Source organism: Leisingera sp. ANG-DT (assembly GCF_000813785.1).
GTDB lineage: Bacteria > Pseudomonadota > Alphaproteobacteria > Rhodobacterales > Rhodobacteraceae > Leisingera.
The window spans coordinates 1-26,091 of the sequence record NZ_JWLE01000018.1 but is presented as its reverse complement, the minus strand read 5'-3'; the positions used below and the strand labels follow the sequence as shown (position 1 = coordinate 26,091).

The 26,091-nt window shown below is 59.0% G+C and carries 23 protein-coding genes and 1 pseudogene; 13 read left to right on the top strand and 11 right to left on the bottom strand.

The genetic code is table 11. The annotated features are described in order from the left end of the window. Nucleotides 1-595 precede the first annotated feature (595 nt). Nucleotides 596-1,330, bottom strand: a complete 735-nt coding sequence (locus RA21_RS14995) for a GntR family transcriptional regulator (protein WP_052257672.1) — start codon at nucleotides 1,328-1,330, stop codon at nucleotides 596-598. Between the two features lie 139 nt (nucleotides 1,331-1,469). Between RA21_RS14995 and RA21_RS14990 the strand changes: the two genes are divergently transcribed. From RA21_RS14990 to RA21_RS14940, 11 genes are all read left to right on the top strand, one after another. Continuing rightward, complete coding sequence (locus tag RA21_RS14990; RefSeq protein WP_039150290.1) at nucleotides 1,470-2,501, top strand: transporter substrate-binding domain-containing protein; 1,032 nt, start codon at nucleotides 1,470-1,472, stop codon at nucleotides 2,499-2,501. 60 nt (nucleotides 2,502-2,561) lie between these two features. Then, nucleotides 2,562-3,731 (top strand): amino acid ABC transporter permease, encoded by a 1,170-nt coding sequence (locus RA21_RS14985; RefSeq protein WP_039150289.1) that lies wholly within the window; start codon nucleotides 2,562-2,564, stop codon nucleotides 3,729-3,731. Nucleotides 3,732-3,744: 13 nt separating this feature from the next. Then, the gene (locus RA21_RS14980) at nucleotides 3,745-4,812 is read left to right on the top strand and encodes an amino acid ABC transporter permease (RefSeq protein ID WP_039150285.1); all 1,068 of its coding nucleotides are present in this window, start codon (nucleotides 3,745-3,747) and stop codon (nucleotides 4,810-4,812) included. Nucleotides 4,813-4,823: 11 nt separating this feature from the next. Further along, nucleotides 4,824-5,576, top strand: a complete 753-nt coding sequence (locus RA21_RS14975) for an amino acid ABC transporter ATP-binding protein (RefSeq protein ID WP_039150283.1) — start codon at nucleotides 4,824-4,826, stop codon at nucleotides 5,574-5,576. A gap of 2 nt (nucleotides 5,577-5,578) precedes the next feature. Beyond that, complete coding sequence (betC, locus tag RA21_RS14970; protein WP_052257671.1) at nucleotides 5,579-7,123, top strand: choline-sulfatase; 1,545 nt, start codon at nucleotides 5,579-5,581, stop codon at nucleotides 7,121-7,123. Continuing rightward, a complete protein-coding gene (gene dapA / locus RA21_RS14965; RefSeq protein WP_039150280.1) occupies nucleotides 7,120-8,010 on the top strand; it encodes a 4-hydroxy-tetrahydrodipicolinate synthase in 891 nt (296 codons plus the stop codon). The genes betC and dapA overlap by 4 nt, the downstream gene beginning before the upstream one ends. Nucleotides 8,011-8,075: 65 nt before the next feature. Continuing rightward, nucleotides 8,076-9,314 carry an NAD(P)/FAD-dependent oxidoreductase gene (locus RA21_RS14960; RefSeq protein ID WP_039150277.1) on the top strand — a complete coding sequence of 413 codons (1,239 nt, stop codon included), beginning with the start codon at nucleotides 8,076-8,078 and terminating at the stop codon, nucleotides 9,312-9,314. Between the two features lie 43 nt (nucleotides 9,315-9,357). Then, entirely contained in the window at nucleotides 9,358-10,836 is a 1,479-nt protein-coding gene (locus tag RA21_RS14955; RefSeq protein ID WP_039150275.1) for an aldehyde dehydrogenase family protein, read from the top strand. A 3-nt stretch (nucleotides 10,837-10,839) separates the two neighbouring features. Beyond that, complete coding sequence (locus tag RA21_RS14950) at nucleotides 10,840-11,595, top strand: SDR family NAD(P)-dependent oxidoreductase (RefSeq protein WP_039150273.1); 756 nt, start codon at nucleotides 10,840-10,842, stop codon at nucleotides 11,593-11,595. Nucleotides 11,596-11,599: 4 nt separating this feature from the next. Next, on the top strand, nucleotides 11,600-12,355 hold the full coding sequence (locus tag RA21_RS14945) for an SDR family NAD(P)-dependent oxidoreductase (protein ID WP_039150270.1): 756 nt from the start codon (nucleotides 11,600-11,602) through the stop codon (nucleotides 12,353-12,355). A gap of 12 nt (nucleotides 12,356-12,367) precedes the next feature. Beyond that, the gene (locus tag RA21_RS14940) at nucleotides 12,368-13,384 is read left to right on the top strand and encodes a proline racemase family protein (RefSeq protein ID WP_039150267.1); all 1,017 of its coding nucleotides are present in this window, start codon (nucleotides 12,368-12,370) and stop codon (nucleotides 13,382-13,384) included. 277 nt (nucleotides 13,385-13,661) lie between these two features. Here the strand turns inward: RA21_RS14940 and RA21_RS23515 are convergent, their stop codons facing one another. From RA21_RS23515 to dctP, 9 genes are all read right to left on the bottom strand, one after another. Further along, a complete protein-coding gene (locus RA21_RS23515) occupies nucleotides 13,662-13,958 on the bottom strand; it encodes a hypothetical protein (RefSeq protein WP_193748077.1) in 297 nt (98 codons plus the stop codon). Then, a complete protein-coding gene (locus tag RA21_RS14935) occupies nucleotides 13,955-15,898 on the bottom strand; it encodes a Hint domain-containing protein (protein ID WP_052257670.1) in 1,944 nt (647 codons plus the stop codon). The genes RA21_RS23515 and RA21_RS14935 overlap by 4 nt, the downstream gene beginning before the upstream one ends. Nucleotides 15,899-16,199: 301 nt before the next feature. Next, nucleotides 16,200-17,279: a GlxA family transcriptional regulator gene (locus tag RA21_RS22365; RefSeq protein ID WP_082008965.1), complete on the bottom strand. Its 1,080-nt coding sequence runs from the start codon at nucleotides 17,277-17,279 to the stop codon at nucleotides 16,200-16,202. A 55-nt stretch (nucleotides 17,280-17,334) separates the two neighbouring features. Continuing rightward, entirely contained in the window at nucleotides 17,335-18,585 is a 1,251-nt protein-coding gene (locus RA21_RS14925) for a D-amino acid dehydrogenase (protein WP_039150260.1), read from the bottom strand. A gap of 42 nt (nucleotides 18,586-18,627) precedes the next feature. Further along, complete coding sequence (locus RA21_RS14920; RefSeq protein WP_039150257.1) at nucleotides 18,628-18,972, bottom strand: RidA family protein; 345 nt, start codon at nucleotides 18,970-18,972, stop codon at nucleotides 18,628-18,630. A gap of 119 nt (nucleotides 18,973-19,091) precedes the next feature. After that, nucleotides 19,092-20,114 carry a proline racemase family protein gene (locus tag RA21_RS14915; RefSeq protein WP_039150297.1) on the bottom strand — a complete coding sequence of 341 codons (1,023 nt, stop codon included), beginning with the start codon at nucleotides 20,112-20,114 and terminating at the stop codon, nucleotides 19,092-19,094. Between the two features lie 77 nt (nucleotides 20,115-20,191). Further along, complete coding sequence (locus RA21_RS14910; RefSeq protein WP_039150254.1) at nucleotides 20,192-21,490, bottom strand: TRAP transporter large permease; 1,299 nt, start codon at nucleotides 21,488-21,490, stop codon at nucleotides 20,192-20,194. After that, nucleotides 21,490-21,966 carry a TRAP transporter small permease gene (locus RA21_RS14905; RefSeq protein WP_039150252.1) on the bottom strand — a complete coding sequence of 159 codons (477 nt, stop codon included), beginning with the start codon at nucleotides 21,964-21,966 and terminating at the stop codon, nucleotides 21,490-21,492. The genes RA21_RS14910 and RA21_RS14905 overlap by 1 nt, the downstream gene beginning before the upstream one ends. Nucleotides 21,967-22,071: 105 nt before the next feature. After that, a complete protein-coding gene (dctP, locus tag RA21_RS14900) occupies nucleotides 22,072-23,088 on the bottom strand; it encodes a TRAP transporter substrate-binding protein DctP (RefSeq protein WP_193748076.1) in 1,017 nt (338 codons plus the stop codon). Between the two features lie 130 nt (nucleotides 23,089-23,218). On the opposite strand from dctP, the gene RA21_RS22360 reads away from it, so the two are divergent. Next, nucleotides 23,219-24,295, top strand: a complete 1,077-nt coding sequence (locus tag RA21_RS22360) for a GlxA family transcriptional regulator (protein WP_082008963.1) — start codon at nucleotides 23,219-23,221, stop codon at nucleotides 24,293-24,295. 96 nt (nucleotides 24,296-24,391) lie between these two features. Continuing rightward, a pseudogene (locus RA21_RS22355) lies at nucleotides 24,392-24,913 on the top strand (transposase); the annotation flags it as partial. 144 nt (nucleotides 24,914-25,057) lie between these two features. Here RA21_RS22355 and RA21_RS14890 read toward each other — a convergent pair. Beyond that, nucleotides 25,058-26,091: glycerol dehydrogenase (locus RA21_RS14890; protein ID WP_052257667.1), on the bottom strand; the 1,034-nt coding region annotated here is incomplete at its 5' end.

The window sequence follows — 26,091 nt, the reverse complement described above, 5'->3', positions numbered from 1 at the left end:
AAATCTCTGACGACGGACAGTTTCGACATGTTCGCCTCCTGCTGTGGATTGGAGGCCTACATATCACTGGTTAGTTGAACGGGTTTAGATGCCATCGAGGGGGCTGGATGCAACGCTTACGATTGTGCTGACGCCTGCGGCGGAGGACACAGGCCTGGACCTGACCCTGGAGGGCGATTTGGCGGGGCTGCTGCGGCTGGCGGCGGGTGCGGAAGGCCTAAACACGAAGAAGGCTCCGGGTGGTGAACCAGAAGCCTTTGATATATCTGAGGAAATTGTGTTGGTTGCGGGAGCAGGCAACCGTCGTATCCTACCTGCCCTCTCCGCAATCATTTAAACCTATGATAGCGCACAGCTAACGGCACCTTTGCGCAGTAAGAACCGATTGCATACTCGGGCTCACCTGGCATTCTGTATAGTACTGACCGGCCCTAACCTGCCCTTTGCTATCAAAACGGATGCTGCGACGTGGCCCCTCAAAGGAGATGTTCGCTGCAATCGCAAAAGCAGAGACCAAGGCAAGGTCGGCACAGCAGGAAACAGCCCTTATCGAACAGGAATGAGCTCTTGCACGTAGTTACACTCAAATGAAAACCTATGAGCGTTCCTGCCTGGAAGAAGAAGGCTCGAATTCGAAATCGGTGTGATAGCGGGCGCTCAAAAAGCTCATGAACCGGTCGTGGAACTGACGGGTATGCTCATGAGCCAGTTTGTCCGCCAGTGGCACGTCCTTATTTCGGATCGCCTCGATGATATCGAAATGCTCGCTGGTCAGCAGATGGTCCGTCGACGACGACTGAATATAGTCGAAATGCATGTGCAAGAGGCGCCGCCCTTCATCCAGCAGTTGCCCGTACAACCGAGCCAGATACGGGTTCCGGCCCGCCGCCGCGATGGTCATGTGGAAATCCCGGTTGGTCGCCGACATCCGCAGGTAATCGTTCTTGCGGCAGGCTTCCTCAAAGGCCTCGGCGTCCTTTGTCATCTGCTTCAGATCCGCCTCACCGCGAAATTCGGCCGCCAGCCTGGTATTGATCCTCTGCAGGAAATCCAGTGCTTCGACATAGCGCGGGAACTCCGCCAACCGGATCGGTGCCACCAGAGTCGAGCGGTTCGACAGCATCTCTACCAACCCGTCCGCTGACAACCGCACCAAAGCCTCGCGGATCGGGGAGCGCGACATGGCGAATCGCTGCGACAGGCTGGTCTCATCCAGCGGTTCGCCGGGGACCAGCTCCAGTGTCAGGATTTCCCGGCGCAGCTCGTCATAAACGAACTTGGCCCCGCGCCCCTTGGCAAGCTTTTGTGCAGGTTGCTGATTTTCCGTCATTTTTACTCTTCCAAAGGCCGCAGGCGGCTCCTCTGCCTACCCATACTGCATTTGCCGAGTCAAACAAATTTATTGACTTGTCGCCAATATGTCGACAAAAACCTTGAAGACAAAATGTCGACAAGAATGGGAGGAATACATGAAACCACTAGTATTGAGCGCCGTAGCAGGCGCCGCCGCACTGGCGGCGGGCACCGCATTTGCCGCTGACGACACCCGCCTCACCACAGTTTTGGAGCGCGGCTCGCTTTTGTGCTCGGGTCATAACGGCTCGTTCCTGGGCTTTGCCGAGGTGGATGATCAGGGCAACTGGAAGGGCGTCGACATCGACCTGTGCAAGGCGCTGGCGGCAGGCCTTTTTGGCCAGTCCGACGGCAATCTGGAAATCGTGCCGATCAGCTGGGCACAGCGCTGGCCTGCGCTGCAGTCGGGCGACATCGACGTCGTGATTAAGGTCTCCGGCTGGACCCAAAGCCGCGACACCGAGTTGAACCTGGCCTACAGCCGCCCCTATTTCATCGGCGCCTTCCAGGTAATGGCCCATGCCGAAACCGAAGCCGAAAGCGTAGCGGACCTGGACGGCGGCTCGATCTGCGTCTCGGCCGGCACCTCGACCGAACGGGTCCTGGCCTCCTATCTGGAAAGCCACAAAATCGACGCCGAGATCATCGTCTTTGAAAAAGGCGACGAGGTCCGTACCTCCTACTTTGGCGGCCGCTGTGATGGCCTCATCGAATGGGCGCCCAGCCTGGCCGCGGCCCGTGTCGAAGCGGAAGACCCCTCCGCCCACGTCATCCTGCCGGACGTGCTGGAGCTGGAAGCCGAAGGCATCATCGTGCCCGAGGGCGACCCGGACTGGCTGGATGTGCAGAACTGGATGCTGAACTCGCTCTGGTACGCCGAAGCGCAGGGCATCACCTCCGCCAACGTGGATGAGTTCAAGGCCAACCCGCCCTCAACCACTGTGGGCAAGTTCCTGGGCGTGACTCCGGGTTACGGAGAGCGGCTCGGCCTCAAGGACGACTGGGCCTACAACATGATCAAGGAAGTCGGCAATTTCGGCGAGATCTACGAGCGTAACATCGGCTCCGGCTCACCCTACAACCTGCCCCGCGGCATCAACGCGCTCTATACCGAGGGCGGCGTCTTCTACCCGATGATCATCGACTGATCCGGTTTGAACCCGGGCAGGGCCATCCGGCTCTGCCCATCAAACAAAGGGGGGAGAAAAATGACAGCATTGCTCAGAAGCAAAACCGTGCGCGATGCCGGATTGCAGGCCGGGTTCACCGGCGGCTTATTCATCATGATCGTGGTCTTTGTGCTGACCGCGCAAACCAACCTTGAGGCCCAGGGGCTGACATCCGGCTTTGGTTTCCTGGAACGCGCCACCGGCTGGGAGATCAACTTCTCCCTGATCGACTATTCCACATCCTCCCCGTATTGGCGGGCCATCCTGGTCGGAGTGCTGAACTCGATATTTGTCGGCGCTATCGGTTTGACCGTCGCCACCGTACTGGGCGTCACCGCAGGCGTCATGCGCACTTCCGGCAACGGCATGGCCGAACTTTTGGGCACTGCCTTTGTCGAGATTTTCCGCAACGTGCCGCTGCTCTTGCAGCTATTCTTCTGGTACGCGCTGCTAATCGGGCTGCCAAAGCCGAAACAGGCGCCTTTTGTCTGGGACTCCATTGCCCTCACCGGCCGCGGCATCTTTGTGCCCGGGCTGAATGTTTCCGGCGGCTCCGTCTTCCTCGCCTTCCTGTTCCTGCTTGCCGCCTTCGGCCTGTCGCTCTGGCTCGGTGCTGCGCGCCGCTTCTCGCGGATGGGCAAGGCGCGCAAGAAAACGCTGCACCGCAGCCTGTGGCTGGGTGCCATCATCCTTGGCATCCTGTCGATGTGGCTCGGCCGCCTGCCAGACACCCCGCTGGTCAACATGCCTTACCTCAAGGGGCTGAACTACCGCGAGGGTATCCGCATCTCGCCGGAGCTCCTGGCCTGCATCATTGCTATCTCGATCTACGGCGCCGCCTATATTGCCGAGATCATCCGCGCCGGCTTCAACGCCATCCCCGGCGGCCAGAGCGAGGCGGGCCACGCCCTTGGCCTCAGCCGCTGGCAGATCTTCAGCCGCATCCGCCTGCCGCTGGCGATCCGCGTGGTGCTGCCGACGATGATCAACCAGTACGTCTGGCTGTTCAAAGCCACCACCATCGGCATCGCCATCGGGTTTGCGGACTTCTTCATGGTGGTCTCCACCTCGATCAACCAGTCCGGCCAGACGCTGGAGCTGATCGGGATCCTGATGGGGGGCTACCTGCTGATCAACTACTCCATGGCCTGGGTGCTCAATCGCGTGAACGACGCGATCAAGCTCAAAGGCACGCAGCTGCGGATCTGAGGGAGCACACGCCATGGCCAAGACCTACCACCGCCCCACCCTGCTGGATCACATCCGCACCCGCTATTTCGCCACCCGCCTAGATACCGCCATGTCGGTCCTCTTTGGCGCCGTTACCTTGTGGCTCCTGTGGAGCCTGCTGAACTGGGCCGTTCTGGACGCCGTGTTCAGCGCCGCCGACAAGGAGCACTGCGGCCATGATGCCGGCGCCTGCTGGTCGGTGATCGACGCGCGCTGGCGGCTGATCCTGTTCGGCCTCTACCCGTTCGAGGAACAGTGGCGCTCTGCCATCGCCTGCGCCGCCATCGTGCTGGTCACCGCGCTCTCCTGCGTGCCCTGGTTCTGGAATGCTAGGCGCCTGCCGGTGCTGTGGCTCACCGGCTTTGCCATCTTCTATGTGCTGATGAACGGCGGCTATTTCGGGCTCAAGGAAATCCCGCCGCAAAGCTGGGGCGGGCTGTCGCTAACCATCTTCGTCTTTGCCGCCGTCGCAATCATCGGCATGCCACTCTCAATCGTCTTTGCCCTGCTGCGCCGCTCGGAACTGCCGTGGATCGCTCGCACCATGGGGCTGGTGATCGATACCATCCGCTCGCTGCCTTTGCTGTCGATCATGTTCACCTTTGCCATCGTGCTGCCTTTCGTGCTGCCCGGCTGGCTGATCGGCGACAAGCTCTACCGCGTGATCGTCGGCTACGCGCTGTTTTTTGCCTGCTACCAGGCCGAGATCATCCGCGGCGGCATGCAGGCGCTGCCCGCTGGCCAGGAAGAGGCCGCTAAGGCGCTTGGCATGTCCTACTGGCACCGCATCAGCTACATCGTGCTGCCGCAAGCCTTCCGCAACGCGCTGCCGCCGACCATCAATCAGTTCGTGATCACCTTCAAAGAGACCTCACTGGTTGTGATCATCGGCTTCTTTGACGTGATGGCCTCGGGCAATGCGGCCTTCGGTACCGCCGAATGGAGCTTTGCCCATATCGAAGTCTACAGCTTCGTTGCGCTCATCTTCTTTGTCTTCGTCTTCGCGCTGTCCCGCTACGGCGCCTATCTGGAACGCCGCCTGGCCGTTGCCAGCCGCTGAGGGAGGAACCCATGCCCGCTACCGATACCGGCACCGCCGTCCGTATCACCGATATGGATAAATACTATGGCGCCTTCCAAGCGCTGAGGAACATCAACCTGGACATCCGCAAAGGCGAGAAGATCGTCGTCTGCGGCCCCTCCGGCTCCGGCAAATCCACCCTGATCCGCTGCATCAACAAGCTGGAGGATTACCACGCGGGCTCGATCAACGTGCTGGGGACCGAGCTCGACGACAACCTCGACCACATCGACGAGATCCGCCGCGAGACCGGCATGGTGTTCCAGCACTTCAACCTGTTCCCCCATATGACCATCCTGGAGAACTGCACCCTCGCCCCGATCCTGGTGCGCAAGCAGCCCCGCACCGAAGCCGAGGCGGTGGCGATGGAATACCTGCACAAGGTCAAGATCCCCGAACAGGCGGACAAATTCCCCGGCCAACTGTCCGGCGGCCAGCAGCAGCGCGTCGCCATCGCTCGTGCCCTCTGCATGAAGCCCGAAATCATGTTGTTTGATGAACCCACCTCGGCACTGGACCCGGAGATGATTTCCGAAGTGCTCGACGTGATGGTATCGCTGGCCGAGGAGGGTATGACCATGGTCTGCGTCACACATGAGATGGGTTTTGCCCGCCAGGTCGCCGACCGGGTGATCTTCATGGCCAATGGCGAGATCGTTGAGCAGGGCACGCCGGAACAGTTCTTCGACAATCCCCAGAACGAACGCACCAAAACCTTCCTCAGCCAGGTCCTGGGACACTAACCATGCAAAAGCCCAACATCATCCTGTTCATGGTCGACCAGCTCACCTCTTTTGTGCTGAATGCCTATGGCGGCACCGTCTGCAAGACCCCCAACATCAACGCGCTGGCCGCCCGCGGCACGGTGTTCGAGAACGCCTATTGCCCCTATCCTCTGTGCGCGCCGTCGCGTTTCGGCATGATGGCAGGCCGCCTGCCCTCGCGCATCGGCGCCTTTGACAACGGGGCTGAGTTCACCGCCTCCACCCCGACCTTTGCCCACTACCTGCGGGCAAACGGCTATTACACCTGCATCTCAGGCAAGATGCATTTTGTCGGCCCTGACCAGTACCACGGCTTCGAAGAACGCCTCACCACCGAGATCTACCCGGCCGACATGTCCTGGACCCCGGACGCCGACTTCCGCGACTACAACAAGGACGAGGAACGCGCATATACCTTCGGCGTCTCCACCATCGACACCGTGCGCGATGCGGGCCCCGTCGCCCGCTCGATGCAGATCGACTACGACGAGGACGTCATCCACCACGCAGTGCGCGAGCTTTATACCCGGGCGCGCAGCGACGATGACCGCCCCTTCATGATGACGGTCTCGCTGACCCATCCGCATGACCCCTATGTGACCACGCAGGAACACTGGGACCGCCATCCGGCAGACACCATCGACGCGCCGCAGGTGCCCCATATCCCGGTGGAGGATCGCGACGCCCACAGCCAATCGCTCTACTACCACTACGGCCAGGACAAATGCGAACTCAGCGATCAGGACTTCCGCAACGCGCGGCGCGGCTACTACGGGATGATCTCTTACGTCGATGACTTGTTCGGCCGCCTGATGCAGGCGCTGCAGGACAGCGGCTATTCAGACAACACCGTGGTGCTGTTTGCTTCCGACCATGGCGACATGATCGGCGAGCGCGGCATGTGGTTCAAGAAAACCCTGTTCAACCCGGCAATCCAGGTGCCGCTGATCATCGCCCACCCGGAGCACGCCCCGGGCCGGGTCACGGCACCGGCCTCGCTGCTTGATATCTTCCCAACGCTGCTGGACATCGGCGGCATCCGGGGCGAGGCCATCAAGACGCCCCTGGACGGCCGCAGCCTGATGCCCTCTTTGCGCGGCGAAGCGCTGACTGGACCCGTCTTTGCCGAACACATCGACGGTGGCACCTCCGCCCCGCGCGTCTGCGTCCGCGACGGCGACAAGAAGCTGACCATATCCCGCGCCTACCCGCCGCAGCTCTACGATCTGGCCGCCGACCCGCTGGAGCGGGTCAATCTGGCAGGCCAAGGCGATGCGGACGAGGCCCGCCTGACTGAGCTGGCAGAGCAGACCTGGCCGCTCGACACCTTGCTGGACGACGTCATCGCCAGCCAGGTGGCACGCAAGCTAATCGACAACGCCCTCTCTACGGGCCGCGAGGAAATCTGGGACTTCACCCCGCGCCCCCTCACCCAGAACACCAACTATGTCCGCCGCGGCGACGCCTTCCCCGAAGTTGAGCAACGCGGCTACCTCCCTTACAAGACCAAAAGGACCTTCTCATGAGCTACAACGTCAAACTTTCGGGCGTGATGCCCGCCCTGGTCACCCCCTTCGGCGCCGACGGCAAGGTTGATTTCAACGCCTTTGAGAAACTGCTGACCCACTTCCGTGAAGCAGGCGTCACCGGCTGGGTGCCCAATGGCTCCACCGGCGAGTATTTCAGCCAATCGACCGAAGAACGCCGCCAGGTGCTCCAGTTCGTCAAGGAATTCGCCAACGACGACGAGATCCTGATCGCCGGCACTAACGCGCCCGCCACCCGCGAAGTGATCGAGCAAACCGCCATGGCCAAGGAAATCGGCTACGACAACGTGCTGCTGGCGCCGCCCTTCTACACCCGCCCCACCCAGGAAGAGCTGATCAAGCACTATGGGACCGTGCTGGCCGAGGTGGACGTGAACCTGGTGCTCTACTCCTACCCGCTGAAGGACGGCAACGACATCAGCTTCGAGCTGATGGACCATTTCGCCGACAACCCGCGCGTCATCGGCATCAAGGAAAGCTCCGGCATGCTGCAGCGCGCGATCGACATCGCCTCCCGCTACGAAGACAAGATCCAGTTGGTCTCCGGCTCCGACGACATTGCGCTGGACTTCATGTTCTGGGGTGCGGACAGCTGGATCTGCGGCCCGTCGAACTGCATGGCCAAGGCCTGCTGCGACCTGGACCGTACCTACAAGGCGGGCGATCTGGATAAGGCCAAGGAAATGATGAAGACGCTCTACCGCGCCATGAACATTCTGGAGTCCGGCAAATTCGTGCAAAAGATCAAATACGGCTGTGAACTGCAGGGCTTGCCCGTCGGCGAATGCCGCGCCCCACTGGGACCGCTCACGGAGCAGGAAAAGGCCGAGTTCCGCGCCGCGATGGAACCGATCCTGAACTGGTAACCTCTCTCCCTGACCGGAGGCGGCGCAGGTGCGCCGTTTCCGGACTTTTTTAGGACAAGACAAACATGAGCCATATCGTGGTCATAGGCGGCGGCGTTGTCGGCATCTCCTGCGCACTGGAGCTGCAGGATGACGGCCATCAGGTCACTGTGCTGGAACCCGGTCCCATCGGTGAAGGCGCCAGCTGGGCGTCCTGCGGATCCATCGCTGTAAGCGAGGTGATCCCGCTCTCCAAACCCGGCATCATGATGAAGGCGCCGGGCTGGCTGTTGGACCCGCTGGGGCCGCTTACCCTGCGCGCCTCATCCGCACTGGGTGTGTTGCCCTGGTTCCTGCGCTTTGCCGCCAACGCCAGGGCCAGCCGGATCAAGGCCATCAGCGAGGACATCGCCGCCCTCACGCTGCCCGCGCTTGCCGATCTGCAGGTCATGCTGGCACGCTACGGTCTTGCGGAGCTGTTGCGCAGCACGCCCGTCATGGAGCTCTACGACAGTCCCGAAGAACTCGCCCACGAGCGCGGCCTCCAAGATATGCGCCGCGCGCTTGGCTTCCAGATCGACGAGATCACAGGCCAGGAAGCCAAAGAGATGGAACCCTCCATCGCCAGCAATTTCGCCTGCGCCACGGTGTTCCGCGACTGGCGCTCGGTGGTGGACACCAAGCGTTTTGTAACGGAATTGCACCGCGTTTTCACAGAACGCGGCGGCACGGTGAAACCATTGCGCGCCACCGGTTTCCTTCGCAATGGCAGCGGCGCGGGCGGCGTGCGCACGGACAGCGGCGAGACCATCAAAGCTGACCAATACGTGCTGGCAGCCGGCGCCTGGTCCAAGGGTCTGGCCGGCGATCTGGGTGTATCGATCCAGATGGAGGGCGTGATCGGTTACCAGACCAGCCTCACCGCCCCCGGCGTCGATGTCACCCACGCCATGGTCTACGCCAAAGGCGGCTTTGGCATCACACCTTACGAAAGCGGCCTGGCCGTCGCGGGCAGCATCGAATTTGCAGGCCTTGACGCCCAGCCGAACTGGAAACGCGCCGAAATCCTGGTGGAGAAGGCCAAGCGCGTACTGCCCGGCCTGCAAACCGAACCCGCCGAGCGCCGCATCGGCCGCCGCCCGCTGACGCCCGACACCAAACCGATAATCGGCACGGTCCCGGGCGCTGCCAACGTGATCCTGGCCACCGGCCACGGCCAGCTTGGCCTCACCCTCAGCGCCACCACCGGCAAGCTGGTGCGCAGCCTCGCCGCCGGACGCCAACCCAACATCGACATGCACGCCTACAGGGCGGACCGCTTCTGACGCCTAGACATTCACCGGGCACTGCCCGCACCGGAGACAAGACATGCAAAACAAGCTCTTCATCAACGGCAAATGGACCGCCTCCGCCTCGGGCGCCATCTTCGATGTGGTGGACCCTTCGAACCGCGAGACCTTCCACCAGGTGGCCCGCGGAAATGCGGCAGACATCGACGCCGCCGTTCAGGCCGCCCGCACCGCTTTTGACACCGGCCCCTGGCCGCGCATGACCGGTGCCGAGCGCGCCGCCATCCTGCGCAAGATGGGGGACGAGATCACCCGCCGCACCGACGAACTCGCCCGGCTGGAAGTGCGCGACAACGGCAAACCGCTGCCTGAGGCAGTCTGGGACATCGAGGATACCGCCGGCTGCTTCCACTTCTATGCGGGCCTGGCCGAGCGGCTCGACAACAGCTTCGAACAGGACATCGAGCTGCCCATGGCGGAATTCACCTCCAAGGCGGTGAAGGAACCGGTCGGCGTGGCGGGCGCTATCATCCCCTGGAACTTCCCGATGCTGATGGCCTCCTGGAAGGTCGCCCCGGCCCTCGCCGCGGGCTGTACCATGGTGCTGAAGCCCTCGGAGCTCACCCCGCTGACCGCTTTGGAGCTGGGCAGCATCGCCACCGCCGCAGGCCTGCCCGCGGGTGTCCTCAACATCGTCACCGGTTTCGGCCCAGAGGCCGGCCAGCCGCTCACCGAACACCCAGGCGTCGACAAGCTCGCCTTCACCGGCTCGGTCCCCACTGGCGCCCGCATCATGGCCACCGCTGCGAAGGAGATCAAAACCGTCAGCCTCGAGCTGGGCGGAAAATCCCCGATGGTGGTCTTCGGCGACGCCGATATCGACGAGGCCGTCGAGTGGATCATGTTCGGCATCTTCTGGAACCAGGGCGAGGTCTGCTCCGCCACCTCCCGCGTGCTGATCGAAGAAAGCATCTATGAACCGCTGCTGGCCCGCCTCAAGGAAGAGGCGCAGAAGATCAAAATCGGCCACGGGCTGGATGACGGCGTGCTGCTCGGCCCCCTAGTCAGCCAGGGCCAGCAAGAAAAGGTCCTCGCCGCCATAGCCCACGGCAAGTCCGAGGGCGCCCGCCTTGTCTGCGGCGGCGGTGTGCCCGCGGGTCTGGAGCACGGCTGCTATGTCGAACCCACCATCTTTGCCGACGTCCCCACCGACGCCTGGATCTGGAACGAAGAAATCTTTGGCCCCGTCGTCTGCATCCGCCCCTTCAAGACCGAAGAGGAAGCTATCGCGCTCGCCAATGACTCCCGCTTCGGCCTGGGCGCTGCGGTGATGTCCAATGACCTTGAGCGCGCCAGCCGCGTAGCCCGCGCATTCCGGGCCGGCATCGTCTGGGTGAACTGCTCGCAGCCCACGTTCACCGAAGCGCCCTGGGGCGGCTACAAACAGTCCGGCATCGGCCGCGAACTGGGTGAATGGGGGCTGAACAACTATCTGGAGACCAAGCAGATCACCACCTACGACCGCTCCAAGCCCTGGGGCTGGTACTTGAAAGGCTAAGCCATGGCGCATCTCACAGGCCAAACCGTACTGCTGACCGGCTCCACCGGCACCATCGGTGCGGCCATCGCCCGGGAACTTGCCCGCGAGGGTGCCCGGGTGCTGCTGCACTATGGCCGCAACCGCTATGCCGCGGAGGCCTTGGCGGCAGAGATCGGCAACGGGGCCATGTGTTTCACTGCTGATCTCAGCGATCCCACCACCCCTTCCCAGCTCTGGGCAGAGGCGGAAGCCGCAGCCGGCCGCATCCACGCGCTGATCAACAATGCCGGCATCCTGTCGCCGTCCTCGGTGGACGACCCGCTGGACCAATGGCAGGCCACCTGGTCACGCGATGTGCAAGTGAACCTGCTGGCGCCCGCAGACCTGTGCCACGCCGCCATCCCCCATTTCCGCACTCATGGCGGCGGCAGGATCGTCAACATGGCCTCCCGCGCGGCACAGGGCGGCTATAGGCCCGGGGCGATGTCCTATGGCGCCACCAAGGCGGCGCTGGTCAACCTGACCCAAAGCATCGCGGGCGGCTTCGGGGTCGACAACATCACCGCCACCGCACTTGCCCCGGGCTGGGTCCGCACCGAAATGTCTGAGGCCTACATCGCGGAACATGGCGAAGCAGCGGCTCTGTCGGGCATTCCCATCGGCCGCATGGCCGAACCATCCGGGATCGCTGAGCTCACCGCCTTTGTCCTGCGCCCGTCGCAATCATCCCTTTCCGGAGCCGTGCTTGACGTGAACGGCGCCAGCCAGATGAGGTAACAGCATGAACCGGTTCGAAAACAAGACAGCCATCGTCACCGGCGGCGCCGGCGGCATCGGCGCCGCAATCTGCCGCCGCCTCGCCGCTGAGGGTGCCCATGTCTGGGTCGTGGATACCAACGCCGCCGCCGCAGAGGACCTGGCCGCCGCAATCCGCACAGGTGGCGGAAAGGCAGACTGCAGCGCCGTCGACCTGACCGACCCGCACGCCATCCGCAGCTTTGTCTCCGGCCTCACCGGCAAGGGCAGCAGCATCGACGTCCTATGCAATAACGCAGGCCTGATGCGCCGCGGTGCGCTGATGGAGCTGAGCCCCAAGGACTGGAGCCTCTCCTTCCAGGTCAACATCGACGCCCTCTTCCACATGTGCCAGGCGGTGATCCCGGTAATGCAGGCTCAGGGCGGCGGCGCCATCGTCAACACCGCCTCGCAATGGGGGCTGCACCCGGCGCCGGGCCATATCGCCTACACCACCACCAAGGCCGCTGTTGTCGCCTTCACTCAGAACCTGGCCCGCGACTACGCCCCGGACAAAATCCGGGTGAACGCTGTGGCGCCAGGAGAAGTCCGCACCCCGATGCTGGAAAGCAATCTGGCCCGTTCGGGCCGCAGCCTCGACGACCTCAACGCGCTGGTACCCTATGGGCGCATCGGAGAGCCAGAGGAGATCGCCGCTCTAATCGCCTTTCTCGCCTCGGACGAGGTCGGCTACCTTTGCGGAAGCATCGTCGAAATCACCGGCGCCCAAGCCGTCGCCTGACAGGAGATCCCCATGCGCTGGACCCGTACCCTGCAAACCGTCGACGTGCATTGCGCCGGCGAAATCGGCCGCGTCGTGACCGGCGGCCTGCTGGACATTCCCGGCACCACGATGGCGGACAAGCTGGACTACCTGAACACACAGGACGACAGCCTCCGTCGTCTCTTGTGCTCCGAGCCGCGCTCGGGCCCGGCTGGCTCGGTTGTGCTGCTGCCTCCTGCCACCACGCCAGAGGCCGACATTGGCTTCATCGTGCTGCAGCCGGATCAGGCCCATGCCATGTCCGGATCCAATGCCATGTGCGCGGTTACCGCGATTCTCGAAACCGGTATGAAGCCGATGCAGGAACCAGAAACCGAAGTGGTCCTCGATACCGCTGCGGGCTTGGTGCGCGCGGTTGCGACCTGCAATGGCGGCAAGGTCACCCGCGTCACCCTCGATATGCCGCCTTCTTTCGTAGCTGCCAAGGATGCGGTGATCGACACCCCGGAGTGGGGCCGCATCACCTATGACCTTTGCTTTGGCGGCGTATTCTACGCACTGGTGGATGCAGACCAGCTGGGTCTCGCCATCACACCGGAGAACGCCCGCGACCTGGCCATGACCGGCGTTGCCCTGCGCAAACTGATCGCCGAAAACACCGAGGTACTGCACCCAACCACTCCAGCGCTGAACGGACTTGCCTATGTGATGTTTCGCAGCCCCGAGCCGGACGGCGCCATCCGAACCTGCACCACCTTGCGCCCGGGCCGGGCAGACCGTTCCCCTTGCGGTACCGGATCCAATGCCAATATGGCCTCCCGCCACGCGCAGGGGCTGGTAAAACCCGGCGCGCAAACGCTGACGCGCTCCATCATCGGCGGGGAATTCACAACTGAATTCCTCAGCGAAACCCGTGTCGGACCCTACACCGCAACACAGAACTGCGTTTCGGGCCAGTGCTGGGTCTATGGCATCAGTCAGATCGGACTGGACCCCACCGACCCCTTTCAGCACGGTTTCACCCTGTCTGATACTTGGGGAGGTTAAGGCAAATGGATAGTGAGTAGGATGAAGGTCCGCTCGATTACGCCCGTTCCGACAGAGTAAGGCAAAATGCGAGGTCCGGCTTGCGGCGCTTTGTTGATGGCGATGGTACGCCATCAAAATGGACCAGATGGCGGGTGTGCGGGCTATCTGCAGAAACGGCCGAAATCCTAATGCGCGTTTTGTACATGAGCCGCATCAAAGCACACGGAACCGCGGTGCCGTGCGTTTGGCATAACCTTTGCGGGGAAACAGGGTTACCACGCTTCAATCCCGGGCTTCACAGCAAAGACTGTTCCGGCTTCCAATTGGAGAGCGCAGGTCCTGAAACAGCAGTGAGAGCGTTTTCCTTATGCAAACTTCTCACTTCCTTCCTCGAAAGTACTCTTCTGGCCCGCAGGCCGTAGGCGTGCTCAACAGATGATTGCGCCAGCCCTGGAAGCAACGAAAGCAGCCTTTGGCGATCCCTGTTTTCCAAGATATTCAGAGCCTGACTACCGGGATAAAAACTCTCAGAGGGTATGCGGTTAGAGACCAGTATTTCGTGCTGCTCAGTCAGAAGATGGCAGTATTTCACCTTTTCTGTCCCCTCGCGTAGGAAGCCAGTTTGGTTTCCTCTGCCAGATGCTTGGCCCTGATCAGGAATGTTTCATCAGTTTGCTTTTCTTTCATCAGAATGCAGTGCTGCTGTGAAACAATCAGGGGCCGGGTGTTTCCCAAGGCTCCAGGCTTTATCCGGACCGGTACCAGATTGCCGGGCAGGCTGATTTCTCCGCTGCCGAATGCCGATGCAGCGGCCCACCTCACCCTTTGCGGACCTCGGTCAAATGTGGTGACAAAATCCCCAGGAACGATTTCTTCTGCTTTGCGGTAGCCGTCTGGTGTCAAAATCAACGTTCCTGCGGCAAAGCAGACAAACCCCATCGCCATGAGTTCCGGAATATCATCAACTTGGGATGCCAGAAGGCCTTCTAGGGTAACGCTTTCACCGGTTGGAAAAGTCAGAATGGCGTCGCCGGTGCCATCGCCGTTGGTATCAGTTACCGTGACATCCCAGTCTTGCATCGGATTGCCGAATCCGTCGGTGAGGCCAGAGGAGTCAAACTGGTCAATCGTGGTGCCGTCGCCGATGTCGCTCAGGTCGAAACCATAGATCGAATCGTTTCCGCCATTGACTTCTAGAATGAAAACATCGCGATCAGTGTCCCCCTGCACCTCGAAGTAATCATTTCCCTCGCCTGTGAGAATGGTGTCCTGTCCCGAACCCGCCGAAATCCAGTCATCCCCGCCGCCGGCGTCAAGAAGGTCATCGCCGGAGTTTCCGTAAATATCTTCGCTGCCGCTGCCGCCTGTTACTGTGTCGTCACCTGATCCGCCCGCAAGGTTGCCGCCGCCTTCGCCGCCAACAATGCTGTCGTTGCCAGCGCCGCCAATGATCGTGTCATTGCCGCCTCCTGACAAAGAGACGTAAGAATTGTCATCCGTGCGCGCGGACAGGTCGAAATAGTCATCAAACGCGGTGTCGTCGATGTCCTCAATCTCGGAGAACGTGATGGTGTCTGTGCCGTCGGTGATTGTTCCGGATTCTTCGCCGGTGTAGGTGACCGTGACGGCGCCAGTCAGGGCGGTAAGATCGATCTCATCGTCCCAGTCTGTGCCGCCTTCGCCGCCGACGATGGTGTCATTTCCAAAACCATCGCTTATATCAAAGCGATCATTGTCGTCTCCGCCGGACAGATAGTCGTCCCCGGCGCCGCCTTCGATTGTATCGCTACCGCCCTCACCGTAAACCGTATCGTCGCCTGACCCGGATTGAATGCTGTCGTCGCCAGTCCCGCCATATACGGTGTCGTCGCCTAGTCCGGATTGGACGGTATCGTCACCGGCGTCCGCATTAACCAAATCGCTGTTGGACCCGTCGGAATGATCGTTGTTATCGATCATGCCGCCTTCTGGGTCACCGGTGTAAGCGCCGTCAATTAAATCGCCAGAGGCTGTCCCGTCAATTTCATAATCCAGAAGTTCAACGAACGAAAATGAGTCGAGATCGTAGTCTCCTCCGCCTTGGTACTCAGATACATGCCCGTAATCACCCGTGTCGGAAATGTTGGTGATCTCTAGAGAATAAACGGATTGCCCGCTAATGCGACCAAAGAGGTCGCCAAGATAAAACTCCCCATTTTCAAGCTGGTACCCAAGTATGCTTTCCGTTGAAGTGGAGCCATCCGCATAAGTCAGGCGGACAGTGACAAGAACCGTTTCATCTACTTCGCTTGAAACGCCATCAATCGTAACGTTTTCAGCAGATGCCGTACGGTGGTTTGCCTCAAAAAGCCCATCACCATCTGCATCATCATAGTCAAAGTCGACAATCCGCGAATTTGCGCTTGGACCCGAAATCACTGTCCCGATGATCGGAGCCGTCGATCCTTCGTAGCCGTAGCTTCCTTCATCCGTATCCAGTTCGGGGAAATTCCCGATATGGATCAGTTTGGAAAGGTTGTTATAGACCGTCATCCTGGCTCGACTCTTGGCATGTCAAATTTTCAGGGCGGGTTCTCACCGCGAGCCGCATCTTTCCTTCAGGGGGCGGAGAACGCCGCCGGCTGAAGCGCGTTTCCTTTCTGGTATGCTTTTGGCGTCTGCACCTTCTGCGAAAACTTCTTTCATCAGCTTTCCGGAGAACTGCCGAACAAGTGACAACAGTTCCCGGAACTTGCTCAGAGATGATTGCATAATCCTATTTACAATAGAGTTAAGCAGTATCGACGGATAAGGACTAACGCGATGCGGGTCAGAACCAGTTTTCAAGAACAACTCAACACTGCATTCCAACCGCAAACAATACGGGAGACACTCCATACTTCCCCCTAAAACTACGCGAGAAGTTAGTGGTCGTCTCAAATCCAGTTGCCGCGGCCACTTCGGAAATTGACAAATTGGTTTCCGCCAAAATTGACCGAGCCCTCATTAACCTCAAGTCTTTGAGATACTTGGACGGTGTGACACGAAGATGTTGCGAGAAAAGCCGTTCCATGTGCCTGCGTGACATCCCTGATTGTCTGGCCACGGCCTCCATGTTCAGGTCATTCCCCAGATTGTTTTGAAAATGCTCGATTACTCGAAGCAACTTGGGATTTCTGGAGCCAATCGACGCAGAAGTGGATAGACACTGAGGATTTTCAGCCGCTCTGTGAGCAGGGTGCAAGCACATATCCAGAACAACACGGGAAACTTCGGAGCCGAATTTCTGCCGGATAAACTCTACCATCATATCTGTGGATGCGCTGCCACCGCCACATGTCCACAATCCTGGTTCCATGACAAAAAGCTGCTCAACTGGAATGAGATGGTCATATTTTTCCTGGAACGGAGGCATATGCTCCCAATGAAGTGCAAAAGGCCGCCCATTGAGAAGGCCAGCATGCGCCAGCGCATAAGCACCTGTACACAGGCCACCGAGCGGCCGTCCCATTCGAACTTGCTTGCGCAACCAAGGCGCCAGTTTAGAAGGAGTGTTTTCTTCTGGTTCTCCGCCTGAACAAACCAGAATACGAGCGCGGCGATCCGTTTCTTCGAGTGCCCCATCCACCCCGACTGGCACTCCGCATGACGCACGCACAGGCAAACCGTCAGCAGAAAGGATCTTCCAGCTGAACAACTCCTTGCGTGTCAGTTGGTTCGCCATACGCAGAGGTTCAATGGCGGCGCTGAACGACAGCATTGAAAACTCGGGCAGCAGAACAAAGACGAACTTCTCGGTTTCAAGGTCGCCGTCCAAAACCATGTGAGCCACCCCTTTGGGTACCAAAGTATTCATATTCCTAACCAACATTTTCTGAGTGATATCTTGCTGCCGGTGATCAGCCTTCCATTCAATCTGAGCCAGCTTGGCCAATTGTCTAGCAGCGCGTATTCTCGTTTGAGGATCGAGGAACCCAAGACCTGGAGGTCTAGTAGCGAGAGGCTTCCAGACCCTCAAAGGAGATCTCCGGTTGTTTCCCGGTAACAAGATCAGCAACCGCCTTTCCTGAACCGCAGGCCATGGTCCAACCGAGTGTCCCGTGCCCGGTGTTCAGAAAGAGATTCTTGAGCTTGGTACGGCCTAGAATGGGTGTGCCATCCGGTGTCATAGGACGCAAACCCGTCCAGTTTTCAGCCTGTGACACATCCCCGCCTTCCGGAAACAGATCTTGAACCACATGGCGAACCGCGTCGGTTGCGTGCTTACCCAAACGCATGTTGTAGCCAATGAGCTCCGCCTGTCCTGCCACGCGAATGCGATCGCCAAGCCGGGTGATCGCAACCTTGTACGTTTCGTCCATCAGAGTCGATTGCGGTGCCGCGTCCGGGTCGGTCACTGGCAAAGTGATTGAATACCCTTTTACAGGATAAATCGGCAGGCGGATCCCGAGCGGCTGCATCAGGCGTGCAGAGTATGACCCCAAGCAACAGACGAACCTATCTGCAGTGAATTCCCCAATGTCAGTCACTGCAGCGGTTACCCGGTCACCGTCCAGGGTGAAGCCTTTCAAGTTCTCATTGAAACGGAACTTGACGCCGAGCTTTTCAGCTTCCTTTGACAGCTGTGCGGTAAACTTCCTGCAATCCCCGGTACGGTCTGACGTCAGGCGCAGTCCGCCGACGAATTTGTGGGCAACCTTCGAAAGGCCGGGTTCTGCCCGAATGCAGCCTTCCCGATCCAAGACCTCAAACGGAGATTCAAACTCTTCCAGGACCATCTGGTCCAGCTTGGAAGCCTCAAGTTGCTTTTCACTTCTGAACAGCTGGAGCGTCCCCTGTTGCCGAAGATCGAAATCCAAAGGCAGATCTTCCGTAAGCTCCTTGAGCACATCCCGGCTATAGTTTGACACTCGCACCATTCGGCTTTTGTTCACGCGATAAGCCGCTTCGTTGCAGTTGGAGTACATCTTGAGGGCCCAGGACCACATGGAGGGGCTGATCAATGGCCAAATCATCAAAGGGCGGTACTTCATGAACAGCCACTTTAGCGCCTTCTTCGGGACACCTGGGGCTGCCCACGGAGAAGTCATGCCATAGCTAAGTTCACCAGCATTGGCGAAGCTGGTCTCCAGTCCAGCTTCGCGCTGACGGTCAATCACCGTCACTTCCGCACCCTGGCGTGCCAGGAAATAAGCCGTGGTAACGCCAATAACGCCGGCACCCAGTACGATAACCTTCATTTCAACGGTCCTCAGAACTTGCGCAATCCCGAAGGGCCGGCACTAACCGGCCACAGCAGCAGTTACGATCACCTCAACTTTGAGGCTGGGGCTGGCGAGTTTTGCTTCACCGCAAGCGCGGGCGGGGGCATGCCCTTGGGGAACCCATTTGTCCCACACGCTGTTCATCTCCTCGAAGTCAGACATATCCGCCAGCCATACGATGGCTTGCAGCATGTGACTGCGGGACGAGCCGTATTTTTCCAGCAGCGCATCCACACGGGAGAGGCAATCGCGTGTCTGATCGGCGACAGTCACCCCATCCCCAACCTGGCCGCAAAGATAGAGCACGTCGCCATGCTTGACCACTTTGCTCATGCGCTCACCTGTTTCCATCCGTTCGATCATTGGTTTGTCCTCTTGCTGAGTTCCATAGTTCTATTGGCGGCTGCGTCTGTTCCTGAAATGCCACCGCAGCCATTGACGGGACCGAGGAGCGCCAGGCACTTCTCGGTATCTTGATTGACTCACATTGCTGTGCCGAGGGTAAACCCACCGCGCAAAGGGTCCTGCGGATCATACACGAAGTCGCTGAAAGCGGTGATGAACGGACGGCATGCGATTTGAGGAATAACAGCGTCGAAACTGCCCACTTTCGTTGTTTCGAGCACCTTGGCATCAAAAACAGTCCCAATCGAACTTTCGTGCCGGAACATTTCCCCGACAGCCACACGCTTGCGCGCAAACTCGACCGCGATACGCGCACAAGTCCCGGTGCCGCACGGCGAGCGGTCGGCCTGCGCGTCCCCAAGAATGACGATGTTACGCGCATCAGCATGCGGGCCGCTAACCGGACCTGTAAGCATAGCGATGTCGATCCGGTTGATGTGGCTCAGTTCAGGATGTTCATAGCTGAGTTGCTCGTTCGCCGCCGACCGCAGTGCCACCCCGGCTCCGATGAGCCTGTTTGTGTTCTCCGGACCAACCGAATCGATCCCAAGGTCAGCCGCCGCCGCAATAACAAAAATATTGCCGCCGTAGCTAATGTCGGCTGTGACTGTGCCATGGCCTTCGACCTCCAGTTTCACGTCAAGATCGAACACGAACGATGGAACATCAATCAGCGAAACATGTTCAATTTCTCCTGCGTCATCGGTTTGCACAGTACCAACAACCACGCCTGCCGGCGTGTCGATCCTAACCTCCGTCTGGCGCCCTGTGATTTCAACCTGGCCGGTTTCCACGAGCATGGCACAAACGCCCAAGGAAGCGTGTCCGCACATGTTGTAAAAACGGCCGCCGTCCATGTAGATCGCGCCGATATGGGCGTCCGGATCAACTGGGGCCATTAGAATACACCCGAACATGTCACGGTGTCCGCGGGGCTCATGCATGGTTGCGCGCCGCAACCAGTCCATTTTTTCTTCGAGGTAGCGCTTTCGGGCCGCCATCGTGTTGCCTTCAATTTTCGGGTATCCTCCGACAACCATTCGTGTCGGTTCGCCCGCAGTGTGAGAATCGATGATAGACAAGCGGTTGCAGAATTTCATTTCAGGCTCCTTTGTCATTGGAACAGCCCAGCATCCAACTGATGCAGCAACGGGCTGGCAGTGTTCTCTCGATGGGTTCAGTCAAGTAGCAGTTCAGGAAGCCACATCGCGATCTCAGGCACATAGGTGGTCAACAGCAGTGCAGGCAGCCAGGCGCCAGCAATAAGTATCAGCGTCGGACGCAGGGTCTCATTGATAGAAGACTTGCTGAGCCGCGAGGACAGATACAGCAATGGTGCCGTCGGCGGAGTGATATTCCCCATTCCCAGGTTAACTCCCAGGATGGCCGCAAAGTGGATGGGATCAACGCCGATTTCCGTGACGATCGGTAAAAGGATCGGAGTACAAAGCAGAACACCGGAAACGTCATCCATAAGCATTCCGACAATCAGCATGAAGACATTGAGCATCAGCATGATTACCAGCGGGTTTTCGGACAAAAGACGCAGGTAGTCCAAGATGACCTCAGGCAGTTCTTCAAAGATGAAGAGGCGGCTCAGGATCATCACGACGAACAGCATTACCATTACAACGCCAGTTGTGACCGCTGTTTCCACGAGTGTGTCGGCAAACCGTTTCAGCGTCAGCCCCCGGTAAATGAAGAACCCCACGGGGATTGCATACAGGGCAGCAACACCCGCGGCTTCCGTCGGCGTCATCAGACCGCCATAGATCCCTCCCAGGATCAGGACAGGCATCAGCAGCGCAGGAGTTGCCTTTGTTGTCTGAAACGCAGTCGTCCGAATGACCTCAACAGGCGGCATGTGCGGGTTGCGGCGAATGTTGTCATTCTTTCTCAGCATCACGAGGTTTGTGATGGATAGTAAAAGCATCACAATCAGCCCCGGCACCACCGTGGCCAGGAAGCACTTCAAGACCGACAGTTGGGCAACCCAGGCATAGAGGATCATCAGCGCGCTAGGAGGGATCAGCAGCCCCAATGGCGAAGCACAAGCAAGCAGCGCAGTGCTATGTCCCTTGGGGTATCCGCGCTCTTCGAGCTTTGGAAAAAGAACTGTTCCAATACACGAAAGAGTTGCGGCACCAGACCCGGAGATCGCGCCGAAGACAGCGCTTGCCAAGACACCCGCGACGCCAAGGCCGCCACGTAGGCGGCCGAAAATTGTTTCTGCGATGTTGACCAAAGGATCAGCAATCCGGCCCTTCTCCATTAGCCCGCCAGAGAGGATGAAGAGGGGAATGGCCAACAGTACAACAGTATTCATTTTGCTGTAGCCAACCGGAATGAGCGTATCCGGGCTGTAACCACCGAAATACGACAGCGTGATAGTGGCAGCACCGAAGGCGAAAGGGACAGGAACACCTATGACCAGAGTGGCAAGCAGCACGATCAATGCAATAACAGCGATATCCATTAGAGAGACTCCTTGCCGCGAATTCTGTTGATGAAGTGAAAGACCGCATGAAAGCTCATCAGAGCAAAGCCAAGGAGAATGGCGGATTGCGGCACGACCAACGGAATCTTCCAGCCTGGTGTTACTGGCCATCGCTCAATTGCAAATTCAATGAGCAGCCAGCTCCAGTAAGTCATGACGAATAGAACTGAGATTTCGACAATGTCACGCACATACCCCAGTACGCGTGTCAAAGGCCGGTCGCCCAGAGTGGATTGAACGAAGTCGGCTTCGATGTGCGACTGTTCATAGGAACCGAATGCCGCGCCAAAGAAGTATAGCCAGAAGGCGAAAACGAGCAGGATTTCCTCTGACCCGTAAAGGTCATAGGAAAACAAGTATCGCGCAAGAAAGGCGGCGACCACGATCAGCATGATGGCCAAGTTGGACGTGATCAGCACGACACGCTTCAATCGCTCTAGGTAGTTGATTATCATGGCAGTTTCCCTGTCTATTTCGACGTGCGCCCGGCGAAACGGGCGGCCGTGGGAACAAATGAGGCCCGCGCCTGTTCCCGGCGCGGACCTACACTTTGGAAGACGTTACTTGAGATCGGACTGCATGCAGCTGATCAGTTCCGAGCCAAAACGCTCTTCCAGCGCCGGCCATGCCACATCGCGAACGCCTTGCGCGAACTTCTGAGCAACTTCACCTTCGAAAGGGTGAACCTTGATGCCAGCTTCTTCAAGCTTAGCTAGGTATTCCTCATCTTCCGCTTCGGAGCGTTCAATGGCCGCAGCAGCAGCCTCTGCAAAAGTGGTCGCGACGGCTTCCTGCTGTTCAGGCGTCAGGTCCTGCCAAGTCTTCTCGCTCATGACAAATGCAGTTGCCTCGACATAGGCGCGGTAAGGAACAAATTCCTTCACAATGTCGCGGAAGCCAAAATAGTTGAGCGCTGCAGTGCCGCCGATCCAACCGTCCGCAACACCTGTCTGCAGCGCCGGGTAAAGGTCCGCATAGGCAATGGTGGTGCCGCGGAAGCCCATCGCGGAAGCACCGGAATTAAAGGTGTCAATCGGAGGAACCCGAATCAAGACGTTTTTGTCAGCGCCAACTTCGAACAGTTTTTCGGCCGGTTTGGTCAGACCAACACCGATGAAGCCTTCCGGAACGATGCCCAGCAAACGAACACCCAGGTCAGCTTGCATTTTGCTGTAAGCGCCATAGAAGCAGGAACCTGGCGAGTATACCTTACGCATTTCGTCATAGTTGGACACAAGAAACGGGAAGTAGTTCGCTTCGAGATTGGGGTCCAGCTGGCTGGGGACGGTCAAATGCGCAATGTCGACGTTGCCACGCACGATGTCTTCATAGACAAGCGTGTAGTCGCCAAGCTGGTTTGCAGGGAATACCTTTGCCGACAGGCCGACTTCCGCAGCTTCCAGATCTTCGGCGATCTGGTTCAGCATTGCAGTTGCAGAATGGTCAGTGGCATGCTGCCCCGAAATTTTGAGCCGTGTTGCAGCCTCTGAAACCGACGATGTTGCAGTGGTGGCGACGAAAGCCGCCAGCAGTACGCCGACAGCGCGGCTCGCGGTGGCTCGAATGGACAGTGACATTTTCATTCCTCCTATGAAGTCGCTGATCCATGTCGAACTACGTTCCGCACCCGGGTTTGAATTGGACATTTGATGCCGGATTCAGTACATTTGAGTACGGACCGCTCCCATACTCAGCGCTGGTTGATCAATGCCCTCCCCGACTACCTTTGAAGAGTTAAACGACAGCAGACTTGGCCGTCCGAACAATGGCCTTTCCGAATCGGAACTGCGCGTATCATTCGTTCTATCTCCAAGATTCACGATCTTGCCATTTGCCGGCTTTTTGGATGCACTCCGTCTGGCGGCCGATGAAGGTGATCGCAGCAGGCAAATTTATTGTCAGTGGGAGATTGTAGGACCTACCTTAGCCCCTGTTACTTCGAGCAGCGGAGTTGAAGTGACGCCATGGAGAACTTTTCCTGACATCGATGAATGTGACTGCATAGTCGTCGTTGGCGGCCTGTTGCCTGACAGCATGTCTCATCCACCGGAGACACTCTCTTTTCTGCAGGAAGCAAACAGCGCAGATAAACTAATCGTTAGCCTGTGTCAGGGAAACTTCACCCTGGCACTTGCCGGCGTTCTCGATGGCCGAAGGTGTGCCACTCACTATCGTCATGACAAAGAGTTTCGCGACCTATTTCCTGAAATAGAGGCGACGACACAGGAAATTCTTGTCAAGTCAGGAAACATCATCACATGCCCTGGCGGCACAGCCGCGATTGATGCCGCCTTTGAAATTATTTCACATCGATGCGGCCAAGCTCGTGCCACTAAAGGCTTGGCTGACATGATTGTAGAGCGTCCACGTGCGGCGTTTTCTCCGCCTCGGATGCCATTCGATGAACTTGCAAGATGCGGAGACTTAAGGGTCGAGCGCGCAGTCGCAATGATGCGCCAAAACCTCTCCGAAAATTTTTCCATTTCAGAGCTGGCTGATCGTGTGGGCTGCAGTGCCAGCCATCTTAGCAAGGCATTCAGACGTTTCTCCAATGCCTCGCCTGCTGCAGTATGGCGATCAATGCGGCTGCGCCACGCTCATTGGCGTGTTTTGAATTCTTCACATTCAATTACCGAAATTGGCTATGAATGCGGCTTCTCAGATAGTTCGCACTTTATCCGCTGGTTCAGAAAATCTTTCGGTGAGACACCAAACGGATTGAGAAATAGAATGCGAAGCTCCAATTCGGAAGGGTACGAACTAGAACCACAGGTAGTGAAATAGCAGAAACGTACGGACTCAAAGTAGCACATCTGACCTGCCCCCCGCGAAATCCCTCACCATGATGTAGAGTCTGCCCAACCCTTAAGGAGCAGACGAATGCGGAAGAGCCGTTTTACCGAGGCGCAGATCATCGGGATGATCAAGGAGCAAGAGGCAGGCATACCAACGGCGGAGGTGTGCCGCAGGCACGGGCTCAGCCCGGCAACATTCTACAAGCTGAAGTCCAAGTACGGCGGCATGGAGGTGTCGGAGGCCGCGCGGCTAAAGGCGCTGGAGGACGAGAACGCCAAGCTGAAGCGGTTGCTGGCCGATACGATGCTGGACAATGTGGTTCTGAAGGATCTTCTGGGGAAGAACTGACGACGCTGACCAAGCGGCGAGAGGCAGCGCTCAAGGCGATGCGGGATCACGGTATCTCGCAGCGCCGGGCCTGCCGGCTTGTCGGTGTCGACCCAAAGACAGTCCGGCGCGAACGCCCGCCGGACTGCCCCGAAATCCGCAAGGAGATGCAGGAGATCGCCGGAAAGCGGCGCCGGTTCGGCTAACCCGCTGCCCGGCAGGCGATGCTGGCATCGTCGAGAGGGGCGGATTGGCGTGTTGCTTGAGCGCAAGGGCATGAGAATATACCCACGCACCCATCGCCTGAGAATTCTGCGGCAGAACTTAGAGCACGTCACACTCTGAAGCCCTGCCGCGGGTTCCCGTTCCCAGACATTGGCCGGGATTGAGTGGCACCCCGGCCAAGGCCCGGACCAGACGACGCTATTGCACCACACTCTCAAGCGATCTCATGGCCTGGACCAGAACGTCGGCAGACAGCGGCTTGAAGTAGTTGCCCGCATATGGCGCCTCCAGAGACGTCTTCGCGATCTTCAACAAATCGGCCTCTTGCGTGACACCGAACTGCGCGAGGGACACAGGCAGGCCAATCTGGCGAAAGAATGCGGCAAGCTTGTTTATCTCTACGGTGCTGCCCTGACCGGCAGCCAGTTGTGTGAGCGTCCCCAGGACGACCATTTCACCGTGAAGCAACCCAGAAAGTTCGGGGGCTTCCGAAAACCCACGCAGCATGGAGTGGGCAATCGACAGCCCCCCGCTTTCGAAGGCAAGCCCGCTCAGCAGGATTGTTGCTTCGACAACCCGCTCGAATCCGTCGTCCGGCTCTTCTGCCGTCATTGCCGCTTCGCCATCCTGAAACAGAATGCTCTGCGCCCGCCCGACAATGGCCTGGGTCAGCTCCGTCGGCTTGCCGCCGAAGAAATTCAAGCCTCCCCCAGCCAGTGCGCCGGCCAGCTCATAAGGCTTGGACATTGCGTCGCCGATCCCGGCGGCCAGGAACCGCCGCGGCGCGCCTGCGATGATTGCCGTATCGACCAGAACCAGGCATGGGTTCACCTTCATCCTGCGCACGCCTTCCACGGCGTGGTCAGGCGTGTAGACAACGGCGATGTGGCTTGTCGGGCTGTCGTTTGACGTGATGGTCGGAACGATGGCAACCGGCAGGTTGCGCTCGATCGCGGCCCCTTTGGCAGTGTCGATTGCCTTGCCGCCGCCGATTCCGATCACCAGGCGGGCATCTCCCAGTTCCGCGGCCCGTGCAGAAATCTCCGCCGCGGTGCATTCGCCGCCGAAATTCAGCACGCGCGCCTCAGGCAGCTGGGCCTTGAGCGTCTCTCCAGCGATCCCGTAAGCGACCGGGTCAATGACAATCGCCACCGGCCCGCCGCCTGCGATTTCGACCTCTTCACCTAGCCGTTCAATCGCGCCGGGCCCCTGATGTCCGTCGTCAGAGATTT

What these genes read in the sequence shown, in the direction of transcription:
- RA21_RS14995 (WP_052257672.1), bottom strand. Translation starts at nt 1,330, where the DNA reads ATGACGGAAAATCAGCAACCTGCACAAAAGCTTGCCAAGGGGCGCGGG.
- RA21_RS14990 (WP_039150290.1), top strand. Translation starts at nt 1,470, where the DNA reads ATGAAACCACTAGTATTGAGCGCCGTAGCAGGCGCCGCCGCACTGGCG.
- RA21_RS14985 (WP_039150289.1), top strand. Translation starts at nt 2,562, where the DNA reads ATGACAGCATTGCTCAGAAGCAAAACCGTGCGCGATGCCGGATTGCAG.
- RA21_RS14980 (WP_039150285.1), top strand. Translation starts at nt 3,745, where the DNA reads ATGGCCAAGACCTACCACCGCCCCACCCTGCTGGATCACATCCGCACC.
- RA21_RS14975 (WP_039150283.1), top strand. Translation starts at nt 4,824, where the DNA reads ATGCCCGCTACCGATACCGGCACCGCCGTCCGTATCACCGATATGGAT.
- betC (WP_052257671.1), top strand. Translation starts at nt 5,579, where the DNA reads ATGCAAAAGCCCAACATCATCCTGTTCATGGTCGACCAGCTCACCTCT.
- dapA (WP_039150280.1), top strand. Translation starts at nt 7,120, where the DNA reads ATGAGCTACAACGTCAAACTTTCGGGCGTGATGCCCGCCCTGGTCACC.
- RA21_RS14960 (WP_039150277.1), top strand. Translation starts at nt 8,076, where the DNA reads ATGAGCCATATCGTGGTCATAGGCGGCGGCGTTGTCGGCATCTCCTGC.
- RA21_RS14955 (WP_039150275.1), top strand. Translation starts at nt 9,358, where the DNA reads ATGCAAAACAAGCTCTTCATCAACGGCAAATGGACCGCCTCCGCCTCG.
- RA21_RS14950 (WP_039150273.1), top strand. Translation starts at nt 10,840, where the DNA reads ATGGCGCATCTCACAGGCCAAACCGTACTGCTGACCGGCTCCACCGGC.
- RA21_RS14945 (WP_039150270.1), top strand. Translation starts at nt 11,600, where the DNA reads ATGAACCGGTTCGAAAACAAGACAGCCATCGTCACCGGCGGCGCCGGC.
- RA21_RS14940 (WP_039150267.1), top strand. Translation starts at nt 12,368, where the DNA reads ATGCGCTGGACCCGTACCCTGCAAACCGTCGACGTGCATTGCGCCGGC.
- RA21_RS14935 (WP_052257670.1), bottom strand. Translation starts at nt 15,898, where the DNA reads ATGACGGTCTATAACAACCTTTCCAAACTGATCCATATCGGGAATTTC.
- RA21_RS14925 (WP_039150260.1), bottom strand. Translation starts at nt 18,585, where the DNA reads ATGAAGGTTATCGTACTGGGTGCCGGCGTTATTGGCGTTACCACGGCT.
- RA21_RS14920 (WP_039150257.1), bottom strand. Translation starts at nt 18,972, where the DNA reads ATGATCGAACGGATGGAAACAGGTGAGCGCATGAGCAAAGTGGTCAAG.
- RA21_RS14915 (WP_039150297.1), bottom strand. Translation starts at nt 20,114, where the DNA reads ATGAAATTCTGCAACCGCTTGTCTATCATCGATTCTCACACTGCGGGC.
- RA21_RS14910 (WP_039150254.1), bottom strand. Translation starts at nt 21,490, where the DNA reads ATGGATATCGCTGTTATTGCATTGATCGTGCTGCTTGCCACTCTGGTC.
- RA21_RS14905 (WP_039150252.1), bottom strand. Translation starts at nt 21,966, where the DNA reads ATGATAATCAACTACCTAGAGCGATTGAAGCGTGTCGTGCTGATCACG.
- dctP (WP_193748076.1), bottom strand. Translation starts at nt 23,088, where the DNA reads ATGTCACTGTCCATTCGAGCCACCGCGAGCCGCGCTGTCGGCGTACTG.
- RA21_RS22360 (WP_082008963.1), top strand. Translation starts at nt 23,219, where the DNA reads ATGCCCTCCCCGACTACCTTTGAAGAGTTAAACGACAGCAGACTTGGC.